The 12,689-nt window shown below is 51.8% G+C and carries 12 protein-coding genes; 2 read left to right on the forward strand and 10 right to left on the reverse strand.

Features of this window, described 5'->3' with window-relative positions; translation table 11 throughout:
* Positions 1-26 precede the first annotated feature (26 nt).
* From CHB92_RS03105 to mnmA, 5 genes are read right to left on the reverse strand one after another with little or no spacing between them, the layout of a single operon-like run.
* A complete protein-coding gene (locus CHB92_RS03105) occupies positions 27-2,462 on the reverse strand; it encodes a TonB-dependent receptor (protein WP_089317705.1) in 2,436 nt (811 codons plus the stop codon).
* 11 nt (positions 2,463-2,473) lie between these two features.
* Complete coding sequence (gene rpe, locus CHB92_RS03110; protein WP_089317706.1) at positions 2,474-3,130, reverse strand: ribulose-phosphate 3-epimerase; 657 nt, start codon at positions 3,128-3,130, stop codon at positions 2,474-2,476.
* 55 nt (positions 3,131-3,185) lie between these two features.
* Positions 3,186-4,835, reverse strand: coding sequence for a S8 family serine peptidase (locus tag CHB92_RS03115; protein WP_089317707.1), 1,650 nt, complete (start codon positions 4,833-4,835; stop codon positions 3,186-3,188).
* Positions 4,836-4,837: 2 nt separating this feature from the next.
* Complete coding sequence (locus CHB92_RS03120; protein ID WP_089317708.1) at positions 4,838-5,551, reverse strand: hypothetical protein; 714 nt, start codon at positions 5,549-5,551, stop codon at positions 4,838-4,840.
* Entirely contained in the window at positions 5,548-6,687 is a 1,140-nt protein-coding gene (gene mnmA, locus CHB92_RS03125; RefSeq protein ID WP_089317709.1) for a tRNA 2-thiouridine(34) synthase MnmA, read from the reverse strand. Before mnmA ends, CHB92_RS03120 begins: the two co-directional genes overlap by 4 nt.
* A 237-nt stretch (positions 6,688-6,924) precedes the next feature.
* On the opposite strand from mnmA, the gene trpF reads away from it, so the two are divergent.
* Complete coding sequence (trpF, locus tag CHB92_RS03130) at positions 6,925-7,548, forward strand: phosphoribosylanthranilate isomerase (RefSeq protein ID WP_089317710.1); 624 nt, start codon at positions 6,925-6,927, stop codon at positions 7,546-7,548.
* A 129-nt stretch (positions 7,549-7,677) separates the two neighbouring features.
* On the forward strand, positions 7,678-8,604 hold the full coding sequence (locus tag CHB92_RS03135) for an alpha/beta hydrolase (protein ID WP_089317711.1): 927 nt from the start codon (positions 7,678-7,680) through the stop codon (positions 8,602-8,604).
* Positions 8,605-8,680: 76 nt separating this feature from the next.
* On the opposite strand, the gene trmB is transcribed toward CHB92_RS03135, so the two are convergent.
* The 5 genes from trmB to CHB92_RS03160 are packed head-to-tail and all read right to left on the reverse strand — an operon-like array spanning position 8,681 to position 12,689.
* The gene (trmB, locus tag CHB92_RS03140; RefSeq protein ID WP_089317712.1) at positions 8,681-9,349 is read right to left on the reverse strand and encodes a tRNA (guanosine(46)-N7)-methyltransferase TrmB; all 669 of its coding nucleotides are present in this window, start codon (positions 9,347-9,349) and stop codon (positions 8,681-8,683) included.
* Positions 9,350-9,352: 3 nt separating this feature from the next.
* Positions 9,353-10,645: a bifunctional folylpolyglutamate synthase/dihydrofolate synthase gene (locus CHB92_RS03145; RefSeq protein ID WP_089317713.1), complete on the reverse strand. Its 1,293-nt coding sequence runs from the start codon at positions 10,643-10,645 to the stop codon at positions 9,353-9,355.
* An 11-nt stretch (positions 10,646-10,656) separates the two neighbouring features.
* Positions 10,657-11,574 (reverse strand): hypothetical protein, encoded by a 918-nt coding sequence (locus tag CHB92_RS03150; RefSeq protein WP_089317714.1) that lies wholly within the window; start codon positions 11,572-11,574, stop codon positions 10,657-10,659.
* Between the two features lie 9 nt (positions 11,575-11,583).
* Positions 11,584-11,979 (reverse strand): ExbD/TolR family protein, encoded by a 396-nt coding sequence (locus tag CHB92_RS03155; protein ID WP_089317715.1) that lies wholly within the window; start codon positions 11,977-11,979, stop codon positions 11,584-11,586.
* Between the two features lie 2 nt (positions 11,980-11,981).
* A complete protein-coding gene (locus CHB92_RS03160) occupies positions 11,982-12,689 on the reverse strand; it encodes a MotA/TolQ/ExbB proton channel family protein (RefSeq protein ID WP_245842262.1) in 708 nt (235 codons plus the stop codon).

A 12,689-nucleotide genomic window follows, 5' to 3' on the forward strand; every position in this document is an offset into this window, starting at 1 on the left:
CACCGAAACTCAAAAAGAGTAAAAGTTTAAAACTTAGCAACAAAGCGAAGGTTTAGCCGGCGACCGGTAAGAAAATTCGGAATCGCATACGTTACCCCGCTTACGTCCGTCACATAAGTATACGACACGCGGTTGTTCGCATCGATGAGGTTCAGCACCTCCAGCCCCAGCCAAAGGCTCTCCAATGATAAGTTCTTGCGCGCTACCAGGTCGCTTCCCAATAAGATCAGCTTCGAAAGGCCAATGTCTACGCGCTTGTAGGACTTGCCATCAAAAGCGTTCCGGTACTCGGGGCGAAACGGAGGGCCGAAGGGCAGGCCGCTGCCATACACCAGGTTCAGGTACATACGAACGGTAGGGTTGTCCGGCAAATGGTCCTGGAAAAAGACCCCTACATTCACCAACTGATCCGTAGGTCTGCGGAGATAGTCCTGCTCCTGCCAGCCGGTCAGCTCCCCTTCCGCGTTATACACCGCGATAGAGTCTCCCTGCACGTCTTCTTTGGTCGTGAGCAGGCCAAGGCTTAACCAGGACTCTGCACCCGGAATAAACTCGCCATTCACACGCAAATCCAATCCGGCTGCATAGGCCCTGGCATTGTTACGGGCATAATAGCGGAGGCGCACGTTGTCCACGTCATAAGGGACAACATTCGTCATTTGCTTATAATAGGCCTCGGCGGTAAACTTAAAGTCCCGCTCCCAGGATTTGAACAGGTAGTCTGCGCCAGCCACAAAATGAACGGCTCGCTGTGCCTGCAGCGCTGGGTTTAGCTGTCCCTCAAAATTGCGCAGCTCCCGATAAAAGGGCGGCTGGTAATACAGCCCTACAGCTGCTTTAAAAGACAGGTTCGGATTGTGCCGGGTAATGAAGGAGTACTGTACCCGGGGCGAGATGTTCAGTTCCTGGTTATAGTCCCAGTAAGTTGCCCGCAGCCCGTAGGTAATCGTCTTTAAAGAGTCTAATTCAAATGTGTGCTGTATAAAGCCGCTGTAGCGCAGGGTGTTTAGATCGAGCGCCGTGTTCAGGAAATTCGTCTGGCTTACATAATCCGCTGAATCTGTAAAACCGTACTCTGAGAGCTCGTCGCTTATGTTCTCCGATCCCATTTTTGCGCCGAAGCGCAGGCTGCTGCGCTGGCTCAGTTGCCAACTGTTCCGTAGCTCGGCAGAGGCAACACGGGCCAGCAGTACGTTACGGGCATGGTTGTACTGGCTGCCCAAGCCCCGCTCCTGCTGGCACTCCCCCATGTTGTTGCCGCTCGTTCCCACATCGCAAAGCCGGTAATAAGCCTCCACATCCCGGAACTCCCGCTCCCTTGAAAGCACTCCGGCCAGGATAAGTTCCGACGTGTAATTGCGTGAAAAACGGTGGGTTAAATTAAGGCCTGTCTGATAGGTCGTGTACTCCATGAGCTCCTGCCCTTCGAAGGCCACTGAAAGGCGTAAAGGGGTCTGGCGCGTACCGAAGGTCGTGACCTGCGACTCAGGAGCTACTGTAAAATTATTGCGGGCATAGCTGGCCAAAATACCAAGCGTAGTCTTCCCAACAGGTTCTGTGCCTTTCGAAAGATCTATGTTAACATATGCTTGTGCATCGGAAAAGACAGGATTATACTCCCCGTCTACCTGCAGGCCCTGCAACAGGTACTGCCCATTCTTGTGCCTGGCACCGAAGAGGTACGAGACGCGCTTGTTTTTTGACGCCGCCTCCAGATGCAAGGTGCCACCGGTTAAGCCTCCGCTAACAGAGCCGGCAAAGCGTTTGGGCTGCTTGTACTGTATGTTCAGCACCGATGACAGCTTGTCCCCGTACCTGGGCTGCCAACCGCCGGAGGAGAAGGTAATGTCCGCTACCAGATCAGGGTTCACAAAGCTGAGTCCCTCCTGCTGTGCGGCAGAGATCAGAAAGGGACGGTATATTTCGATGTTGTTGACGTAAACCAGATTTTCGTCGTAGTTACCGCCCCGCACAGAATAAGTGCTCGATAGCTCGTTATTGCTGGAAACACCGGGAAGCGTTACCAGTACTTTGTTGAAGTCGCCAAAGGCAGAAGGAAGGTGTTTGATGTCGCGCGGGTTCAGCTTCGTGGTACTTACCTGTTCCCGGCTATCGGCATCATTCTTCCCGCGCACGTTCACGGTGTTCAGTTGCTTTTGATCGGCTTCCAGCACCAGTTGCAGCTCCCGCACCTCTTTCGCCTCTAACCGCAAGGGCTGTGCTAACTCCTTGTAGCCCAGGTAACGCACCAACAACACGATCTCCTTTTGAGCCGGCACCTGCAGTTCAAAACGGCCTTCGGTATTTGTCTGGGTACCCACCGTAGTTCCCTTCACCGCCACAGTTGCCAGTTCCAACGGTTCCCGCTCCCCGTTCAGCACTCTGCCGATTACTTTCGCCTGTTGTGCTGAAACACCAAAGGGCAACAGCAAGAGGATATAAACCGACAGGTACTTCAGCATCTTAATTGCTTTTACTTAGCAGATGATTTTAACGCGGCAATGGTTTGCAGCGGGTCAGCAGCAGAAAAGACAAAGCTTCCTGCTACCAGGGCATCTGCTCCTTTCTCTAAGAGCAAGCGGGCATTATCCTGGTTCACGCCGCCGTCAATCTCGATCAGGGCCTGGGAGTTGCGTTGGATGATCAGGTCCTTCAGGGCTTCTACCTTGCGGTAGGTGTTTTCGATAAACTTCTGCCCGCCGAAGCCGGGGTTCACAGACATGATCAGCACCAGGTCAAGCTCCGCAATGATGTCTTCCAGTAAGTGCACCGGCGTATGCGGATTCAGGGCAACACCGGCCTTCGCTCCACTTGCCTGTATCTGTTGTACGGTTCGGTGGAGGTGCGTGCATGCCTCGCTGTGCACGGTGATGGTATCGGCCCCGGCAGTTCGAAAGCGCTCAATGTATTGCTCCGGTTCCACGATCATCAGGTGCACGTCCAGGGGCTTTTGGGCATAGCGCTTTATGGCTTCCATCACCGGGAAACCGAAAGAGATGTTAGGTACAAAGCGACCATCCATGACGTCTACGTGCAGCCAGTCGGCCTGACTCTTGTTTAGCATCTCTACTTCTGATTGCAGGTTGGCAAAGTCAGAGGCGAGTACAGAAGGAGCGATGATGGGTTTCATGCGGGCAAAGTTATCTTTTTAGGGGTAATATGAAAAGGAGATAGCGTACTGATTACTACAACTTTATAAAGCGAAGCGTCGTCATACGGCTCCCCGCGCGCAAGCGGCACAGGTATAAGCCGCTGGAAAGCTGCTGGGCCTGTACATCCAGGACTTGCTCCTGGCCTGCGGCTGGAAAAGATTGCCTGTGCACGAGTTTGCCGGTCGCGTCCAGCACCTGCACTTCCAGCGCTTGCTGCCACCACTCCTGCCCTAGCGTTAGGACAATAGGCTGATCTCTAACCGGATTGGAAATGTAAGCTGTTTTACCGGTCGGCAGCTGCGGCAATGCCGTTAAGATGCGGCTATAGTCTGGGATACCGTAGCCCGTGTTATTATCCGGCGCCCCGGCATTGCTACTGATCTGCCTCACCAGACCGATCATCTCCATATTGGTCTTCTCTTTGTTCGCCTGCCATAGGCAAGCCATGAAACCGGCCATGATGGGGCCGGAAAAAGAAGTACCGTTGCTCTGCACCACCTGGCCAGTTGTGCTCAGCACATAGGCCTTTTGGCCGAGGGCTACTACGTCCGGTTTGATTTGCCCGTCTGCAGTGGGCCCGAAAGCGCTAAAGCTGGCCTTTACCCCTGCCGAGTCTACCGCCCCCACCGTGAGCACAGAATCTGCATCTGCCGGGGCCGAGATGTATTTCCAGGATTTACTGCCATCGTTTCCGGCACTAACGACCACCAGCATTCCGGTGGAAGCGGCAAAGTCCGCCGCCTGCGAGACAAGCGCCCTGTCGCCGTTCATGTCGCTGTACGTATAGCTAGTGGAAGGGGTATCAAAGGTCGTATAACCGAGGGAAGAATTGATAACATCAGCACCCGCACTATCGGCGTATTCTGCGGCTAGCAGCCAGTTAATTTCCTCGATGTTATGCTCGGTAGCGGCGTCCTCGGTACGCAAAAGCAGGTAGTTTGCTTCATAGGCTGTGCCGATCATTTTACCTGGCTCATAAGCCGCCATGGTGGATAAAACGGAGGTGCCATGCGAACTAGCGCCATACACGTCTTCCTGCTTCTGCACAAAATCATAGGTGCCCTTCAGTTTCCCGTTCTGGTACAGGTGAGCAAGGGCAGGGATGGTATTAACTGCAGGAAAACCGGCATCCAGTACAGCAATGGTTAGCCCCGCTCCACGGTACCCTGCCGCATGTAGCTTGTCTGCTCCCAGCATGTTTGCCTGGTGGTAAGCAGCGCCATATTCCTCTTCGCCAGGCAAGGGGGCGGCACCTATAGAAGAACTTACGGCTCCCAGCTGCTCTTTAGAGGATGGCAGGGCAAACTTGTTAAGCGTTCGGGAAGATTTAACAAATGGAAAGGATTCCATTTCTGAGAGCTTCTCTGCCGTTCCTTGTACCACGGCCGCATTAAACCAGCGGGAAGTATACCAAACGGCTATTCCTGCCTCTTGTAGCGCCGCTACATAAGCCGGATTAACCGGAAGATCTCTGTTGGTTAAGGAAATGTGCTGCCGCTCTCTGCGCGCAAGGGATGCCGGAGACAGGAACTCCAGGGGGCGCGCTAAGGAAAAAGGAGAGCTTTCTTTATCTGTAAAATACACCAGGCGCTTTTGCTCCTCTTCACTACTGCCAACCTGCCCCAGCACAGAAAACACAGGAAGCAGAACCAGAAGATACAAGAAGAGGAGCAAATGACGCATATTTATTCTTTTCCGTAGGAGACCAGCCTTTCGTGCCGCTCTCGTCCATCGAGTTTGAAATTCTCACCGAACTCACATTGGTCTGGCGTACAGGGTGAAAACGCAACACGGTTAAGCAATCGATATACCAAACCAACTCCTTTCGCATAAACTTCCTGGCGGTCATCCAGCCTGTTCATATCATCTGTAGGCTGGCCTTGTACGACGGTAACTGTCGTGTCGTATGTTACCCCGTTTACAAAGAAGCTTTCACCAACACTGCTGTAGCTGTACCGTTCTTTTACGTTACCAACGGTGCGATTATTGTAAGCATCGCCCTCCCAGGCTTTACCTTCCTTTACCGGGAACACCAGCTTTACATAGGTGGTATTGTCCTGTGTGAGCAGTACCATTAGGTCCGTCTTGGATACAACCAGCACGGAATCGTCTTTCCAGCGGCTATTCGCATCCGGACGTACAGAACGTCTGATCTTATAATTTAGCGTGTTGGTCTGGTCGTAGAACGTCATGTCGACCCGCTCCTTTAGCTGGTAGCGGGTCGTGTCGCCTACATTGTGCTGGAACTTTATGTCCGTTACATCATAGATGCGGTAATCCCCGACCGCTAGAGGATAGTAGTCATACCCCATGGATTGCGGAACGTACTCCTCTTCCTTTGAGTCGCAGCCAGCGGCAATGCCTGCCCATACAACCAGAAGCAACAGCGCTTTTCTCATTTCTGCAGCACGTCCAGCTTGATAAACTCCGGTTCCAGGTTATAGTTAGTTTCGATCCAACCACCTCCTACTACGTCTTCGCCTTCGTAAAAAACGGCGGCCTGCCCTGGGGCAATCGCATGCACACCGCTCAGGAAGTGTACCTTTATTTTATCGCCTTCCTGCTCTATAATAGCCTCAGTGCCCGGGTCATTGTAGCGCACCTTGGTAACCGTATGCAGCGGCCTGTCGATCAGGTTCTCGTACTTCGACATGCTCAGCTTACCTACCGTCATGGCGTTTTTAGCCAACTCGTCGTAGTTACCGAGTACTACCTGGTTTGTATCTTTCTCAATGCGCGTAACATACGCCGGGAAACCTAACGCAACGCCTAAGCCCTTCCGTTGGCCTATGGTATAAAAAGGATATCCTTCGTGTTTGCCAACCACGGTGCCGTCTTCCAGTACAAAATCGCCTCCGGCTACCCTTTCCTCCAGGCCTTCTACACGGCGCTTCAGAAAGCCCCGGTAGTCGTTATCCGGGATAAAGCAGATCTCATATGATTCCGGCTTATTCACCAGTTCTGTAAAGCCACGGTCCAGGGCCATCTGCCGGATCTCAGACTTGTGCAGTTTGCCCAAGGGGAAGATCGTACGGCTCAGGCTTTTTTGAGAGATGCCCCACAAGGCATAAGACTGGTCCTTGTTTTCATCAAGCCCTTTAGAGATAACATAGCGGCCGTTTTCCTCCCGTATGTTGGCGTAATGGCCTGTAGCGATAAAATCACAGCCAAGCTGATCCGCGCGGCGTAGCAAAGCATCCCATTTAATGTGTGTGTTACACAGCACACAAGGGTTTGGCGTACGGCCGGCCAGGTACTCGTCCGTGAAATGGTTGATCACATAGTCACCGAACTCGTCGCGGATATCAATAATGTAATGCGGAAAACCTAATTGTACGGCTATATTGCGGGCATCATTAATAGAGTCGAGGCTGCAGCATCCTGTTTCCTTCTTGTTTCCTCCGCTGGAGGCGTAGTCCCAGGTCTTCATCGTCATCCCCACTACCTCGTAGCCTTCCTCGTGTAACAGCACGGCAGCTACGGAGCTGTCGATGCCGCCACTCATGGCTACCAGTACCCTTCTTTTGTTACTCATCTATGTAAAAAATATATTTCTGTAGAAAAATTTAGAATTGATACAAATATAGCAACAACAAGAGAGTTATAAAGATTCAGGATCGTAAAAAAGGGGTGGCAGGGAACCAGCGACTGTGCCAAACCCGCCGAAAGCCAGAAAAAAAGGATAAAAAGTTGGCATGGTACGCGAAATGGCTTTTACTTTGAACGACCATAACGGTGACCGAAATTTAAAATAACTTAAAGGAACATTACCATGGGCTTACGTACCTCTGTGATAGTGAATGGCATAAACAACCTGAGCGATGCGCGTTACTGTGCGGGTATGGGTGTAGATATAATCGGTTTTAACCTGAAACTGGACGACCAGGAGCGGGTGCAGCCGGAAACGCTGAAAGAGATCACTGGCTGGGTATCAGGTGTTAAACTGGCAGGTGAGTTTACGCGGGCCAGACCTGAACTAATCAATGAACTGGCCGAAGAGTTTGGCCTGGACTACATACAACTGGACACGCCCTACCTGATCGACGAGATCGAGGAGATTAAATGCCCGGTGATCCAGAAAATCTTTGTGAACAAGGATACCGTGGAGAGCGAACTGCTGGAGATGATGGAGTTGTATAGCCCGGTCGTGCACGCCTTTATCGTTTACTCTGATGATTTTCAGCGGGTAGATGAGACAAACATTAAGTTCCTACAGGATATTGCCCGCCAGTTCACGTTGTACATCGGCTTTGGCCTGGATAAAGAAAACGTTTCGGCTACTTTAAAAACAATTAAGCCAGCCGGCATCGGCCTGCAGGGAGGGCATGAGATAAAGCCTGGCCTGAAGGACTTTGATGAGTTACAGGAAATTTTTGAAGAAATAGAAGAAGCTTAGCATTTAGTTAAAAACAAAATAGCTTCAGAAACAGTAAAAGCGCAGGGCTTCAATACCTTGCGCTTTTTTTTGCCCCTGGCCATGCAGGTCCTCCTGTTGCAAAGAGATTTAAATTTATAGCTAACTGGTATGAAAACGTTTTCCCTGCTTTGTGCTTGCCTTGCCCTTACGATCATGCCCTTTTCAAAGGCTTCTGCACAGGACCGTATTTTTGAGCTCCCATTGTACACCGGTAAGATTCCGCACGAGATTCCCGGTCCGGATGAAGAGCAAGCAGAGCGACAAGGGGACATAGTAAGAATTAAAAACATCCGGAAGCCTACCCTAACCGCTTATCTTCCTCCAAAAGAAAAAGCCACCGGAACAGCCGTCGTCATTTGCCCGGGAGGCGGCTATGCTATAGTGGCCGCCGAGCATGAAGGACATGCCGTGGCCAGGAAATTTACGGAACAGGGAATAGCAGCCTTTGTGTTGAAGTACCGCCTCCCTGATCCGAAGACCTCTACCTTGCCGGAGGTAGCTCCGTTAGAGGATGCCCAACAGGCCCTGCGGCTCGTGCGGGAAAATGCACAGGACTGGAATATTACCCCTGGGAAAGTAGGTATCATGGGCTTTTCGGCTGGTGGCCACGTAGCCTCCACGGCAGGTACGCATTTTCAGAAAGCGTATATCGAGAAGCCCAAAGCTGTGAGCCTGCGCCCGGACTTTATGCTGCTGATCTACCCGGTGATCAGCGCAGACAAAGCCATCGCCCACCAGGGCTCTTTTACTAACTTGCTCGGTAAAGGGGCCTCTTCAGAAAAGTTGGAAGAGTTCTCAAACGAAAAGCAGGTCTCGCCTCAGACCCCTCCTACTTTCCTGGTGCATGCCGCTGATGACAAGGGAGTACCTGTACAGAACAGTATTGCCTTTTACGAGGCCCTGTTAGCGCATCAGGTGCCAGCGGAACTACATGTTTACCAAAACGGAGGCCATGGTTTTGGACTGCAGAACCCTACGACCCCAGATGTTTGGTTCGAGCGCTGTCTGAATTGGCTAAAGGCAAACAGTTTATAGGAACTACCAATATAAAAGGGCCAGTTACAGATCCTGTACTGGGCCTTTTAATTTAATTAAGAACAAGCTATCCTTTTTACTTGAACTGGAACTGGAACTGCAGGTACTTAATCGACACTCCTTCTGCCAAATACCTTTTCTCATAGGTCGTGTAAATCCCCATCGTATGCTCCTGCAAGTCAGAGTTATACAGGTCGGCTGTGTACTTCAGGTTTTTGATCTGGTCTTTTAGTTCTGCCAGTACTTCCAGGGTATATTGGTACAGACCCGTGTTGTCCGTCTTCAGGTGCACTACCCCGTCCGCTTTCAGAATCTGTTTGTAGAGTTCCAGGAAGCGCGGGGAAGTAAGGCGCCGTTTGATATCCCTGTCGCGGGGCCGGGGATCAGGAAAAGTAATCCAAATTTCATCTACCTCCTCCTCCGCAAAGTTTTCATCCAGTTTCTCTATAAAGGAGCGTAGAAAGGCAACATTCTGCAATTCCTCCTCCTCTGCCATGGTGCTTCCCTTCCACAGGCGTGCCCCTTTGATGTCGGAGCCGATGAAGTTCTTCTCCGGGAACAGGCGCGCCATCCCTACCGTGTATTCTCCACGACCGCAGCCTACCTCTAGTACAAGCGGGTGCTGGTTCCCAAAATAAGACGTGCGCCACTGTCCTTTCATCAGGCCATAGCGCTCGTCGCCTGGCTCTATGACATTTTCACTCTCGCCGATTGCGGCAAACTTAGCTAGTTTAGATCTTCCCATTAATTAAAGTTCATCAATCTCTGCGACCACAAAGGTACTACCTCCGATAAAAATTACCTCATCCGGTTTTGCATTTGCTTTCGCCGCATGGATTGCTTCGCCTACCGTTACAAAGGCCCCGCCTATTATACCTGCTTCCCGCGCTTTGGCCTGTAGTTCCTGAACCGGCAGTGCCCGGGGTATCGCAGCTTGGCAAAAATAGTAGCGGTATTTTTTAGGTAGTAGCTGCAGGATAACGCTTACATCTTTATCGTTTACCGCACCAAACACCACGTGTACCTGCTTGGGCTCCAATGCCTCCAGCTGATCCACGATCTGCCGGACGCCATCTACATTATGCCCGGTATCACAAATCGTCAGAGGCTCCTCGTTTAGTACCTGCCACCTTCCTTTTAGCCCTGTCAAACTTTTCGTGTTGGCAAGTCCCGACCGCAGGGCAGGCTCCGGAATAAGATAGCCCTGCTCCTGTAACAGAGCGAGCGCTTGTAACACGCCCGGAAGGTTGTATTGCTGATAATTGCCCGTCAGGTCAAGCTCGAGCCCCTCCAGGTAGCGTTTCTCTTCTTTGTAGACCTGGAACACCTGATGCTTCTGGTCTCCCACCGTACGCTCGACTCTAACATGATCGGGTGCAAAGTAAATGGGAGCATTCATTTGAGCAGCCTTGGCCACAAAAACATCTTCCGCCTCCTGTTGCCTGGTGCTGATCACAACAGGAACCCCTGCTTTTATGATACCCGCCTTCTCTGTCGCGATCTCTCCTATGGTGTTTCCGAGCAAGGCCTGGTGATCAAACCCGATGTTGGTGATAAGGGAGAGCTCCGGCGTAATGATGTTTGTGGAATCCAGCCGGCCTCCAAGCCCCACTTCAATAACGGCTACATCTACTTGCTCGTCGGCAAAGTAGCGGAAGGCAAGAGCGACCGTCATTTCGAAAAAGGAAGGCTTTATCTTCTCAAACAGGCCCTTGTTCTGCTCCACAAAACGGATAAGGTAATCCTGCGGCAACTCCTGCCCGTTTACCCGTACACGCTCCGTAAAAGACTTCAGGTGGGGCGAGGTATACAGGCCGGTTTTGTAGCCACTCTCCTGTAGCACAGCGGCCAGCATATGGGAGCTACTCCCCTTCCCGTTCGTTCCCGCCACGTGAATGCTTTTAAACTGATGGTGTGGTTGTCCGAGGGCATCGCAAAGCGCAACGATGTTATCCAGGCTCTTCTTAAAAGCAGCATTGCCGATGCGTTGGTACATCGGCAATTGCTGGTATAGGTAATCAAGGCACTCCTGATAAGTCATGAAATCTACTCTTAACGCGATCGGATAACGAAGGTAACTACGCCCGAAGCACCAGTGCTGCTAGTGCCACTGCCTGTGCGGCTGAAGGTCGTTTTGTAGAGCTGGTCCTTGTACCAGGCCACTACCTGTGGTGAAACAGTGCTCTCCAGCACATCCACGCTCACCAGGTTACCATCCCCATCTATCCTGATTCGGAATTTAACAAGCCCCGTTTCATTTTCATACGGGTCCTTTTTCGGTTCAATGTCGTAGCGCCAGCCGGGCATATTCAGAGATCCGCCTCCGCCACCTCCGGCTTTGCCGTACAGGGCTTTCGCATCTACCTTGCCCTCCGGGTTTCCCTTGTCGCCTACTTTGCCGGCATCATCGCCATTGTTATTTCCCGTAGCCTCGTCCGACGTCCCGTTCTTCCCGGTACCAGCGCTGTTGGTGGGCTTGCCCGGGTAAAGCGACTTGGGCTTCTCCGGTTCCTTCTTCACTACTTCCTCTTTCGGCTCGGGCTTAGGCTGCGGTTCTTTCACTACTTCCTTCACAGGTTGCGGCTTGGGCTGTGGCTTCACTTCTTCCTTTACAGAAACCGGGGCCTCAGCGGTCGTAGTTACGACCTTGGGAGTCTCCACTGGCTTGGCCGGCGGCGTTGGCTGCACTACCGGCTCGGGCTCAGGCAAAGGGTCTGGTTGCGTAGGCGCAGGCTTGCTGTCGAGCACGTTCTCCGACTTGTTCGGCGTGGCCTTGGTTTGCAGATCGCCGCTTCCCACTGCATCCATACCGAAGTTCAGCTCAATGCCTAATTCCTGTGCAGGTGGGTCAGGCGCTTGCCAGGCCAGCATATAGATCAGGAACAGCAAAACAAGCACGTGTAGACCGACGCTCACGCCGGCGGCAATACGCTTGTTCTTTTCTTCCTGTTGTGATTGGGCAATTGCCATAGATCGTAATTATTCAGCTGGCACGGTGGCCAGTGTAACACTTGCATTCAGGTTTTTGGCGATACCGGCTACTTTAACCAGGTGCTCTACCGGTACTGTCTTGTCTACATGTAACACCACGGCGCCCTCCTCTGTTCCTTGCAGGAGCTGCGTTAACTGCGGCTCAATTTCTTCCAGGGCAACTGGCTGATCGTTCAGGTAATACTGCAGGTCTTCTGTGATCGTCACGCTTATCTTCTGCATCACGATGTCGGAGGTCTTGCTGCTAGGCAAACTAACCGGCAAGCCAGACGGTGTTACGAAGTTGGAAGTAAGCATGAAAAAGATAAGCAACAGGAAAATGATGTCCGTCATGGACGACATACTGAACTCTGGATTGATCCTGTTTTTAGAGCGAAGGTTCATTCTTAAAGTTGTGGTTCTTGTAACAGATCAAGGAACTCGATAGAAGAGTATTCCATGGCATGCACAATGTTATCGATCTTAGACACCAGGTAATTGTAGCCAACATAAGCCGGCAGACCGATGATCAGACCGGTGGCTGTGGTAACCATGGCTTCGTAAATACCGCTTGAGAGCAGTTTGGGGCTGACAGAGCCTTCTGCCTGCGCAATCGCGATAAAGGCACCGATCATACCGGTTACGGTACCCAGGAAGCCAAGCATAGGCGCCGCACCAGCAATAGTGGCCAGGGCCGATAGGTTCTTCTCCAAGCGGCTGATCTCGATCTTACCCACGTTCTCGATAGATGTCTCGATGTTCTTTAGCGGGTTACCGATACGGTTCAGGCCTTTCTCCAGCATGCGGGAAACAGGCGTGTTTGTTTGCGAGCACAATAGCTTGGCTCCGTTAATGTCACCTGCCAGCACCATGCTCTTGATGCGGTCGTTAAAGCCTTCAGGGTTTTTAGCAGCCTTTTTAAGCGTCAGGTATCGCTCCACAAAAATGTAAACAGCAGCCAGCGACAGGAGTAACAATGGGATCATGGCCCATCCCCCTGCCATGGCCAGGTCGATAAGCGAAACAGATTCTGATGCTGCTTCCGCGCCCTCTACCAGTGCTGCAGCAGTATCGGCAGGTGCCGAAGTGGTAATTTGTAATAAGAGTGATGTCAT

The organism is Pontibacter ummariensis (genome assembly GCF_900188175.1).
GTDB lineage: Bacteria > Bacteroidota > Bacteroidia > Cytophagales > Hymenobacteraceae > Pontibacter > Pontibacter ummariensis.

Bases quoted from the DNA above. Each gene is read 5' to 3' on its own strand.
- rpe (WP_089317706.1), bottom strand. From the start codon at position 3,130: ATGAAACCCATCATCGCTCCTTCTGTACTCGCCTCTGACTTTGCCAAC.
- trmB (WP_089317712.1), bottom strand. From the start codon at position 9,349: ATGGGAAGATCTAAACTAGCTAAGTTTGCCGCAATCGGCGAGAGTGAA.
- CHB92_RS03145 (WP_089317713.1), bottom strand. From the start codon at position 10,645: ATGACTTATCAGGAGTGCCTTGATTACCTATACCAGCAATTGCCGATG.
- CHB92_RS03105 (WP_089317705.1), bottom strand. From the start codon at position 2,462: ATGCTGAAGTACCTGTCGGTTTATATCCTCTTGCTGTTGCCCTTTGGT.
- CHB92_RS03155 (WP_089317715.1), bottom strand. From the start codon at position 11,979: ATGAACCTTCGCTCTAAAAACAGGATCAATCCAGAGTTCAGTATGTCG.
- CHB92_RS03135 (WP_089317711.1), top strand. From the start codon at position 7,678: ATGAAAACGTTTTCCCTGCTTTGTGCTTGCCTTGCCCTTACGATCATG.
- CHB92_RS03120 (WP_089317708.1), bottom strand. From the start codon at position 5,551: ATGAGAAAAGCGCTGTTGCTTCTGGTTGTATGGGCAGGCATTGCCGCT.
- CHB92_RS03115 (WP_089317707.1), bottom strand. From the start codon at position 4,835: ATGCGTCATTTGCTCCTCTTCTTGTATCTTCTGGTTCTGCTTCCTGTG.
- trpF (WP_089317710.1), top strand. From the start codon at position 6,925: ATGGGCTTACGTACCTCTGTGATAGTGAATGGCATAAACAACCTGAGC.
- CHB92_RS03160 (WP_245842262.1), bottom strand. From the start codon at position 12,689: ATGACATCACTCTTATTACAAATTACCACTTCGGCACCTGCCGATACT.
- mnmA (WP_089317709.1), bottom strand. From the start codon at position 6,687: ATGAGTAACAAAAGAAGGGTACTGGTAGCCATGAGTGGCGGCATCGAC.
- CHB92_RS03150 (WP_089317714.1), bottom strand. From the start codon at position 11,574: ATGGCAATTGCCCAATCACAACAGGAAGAAAAGAACAAGCGTATTGCC.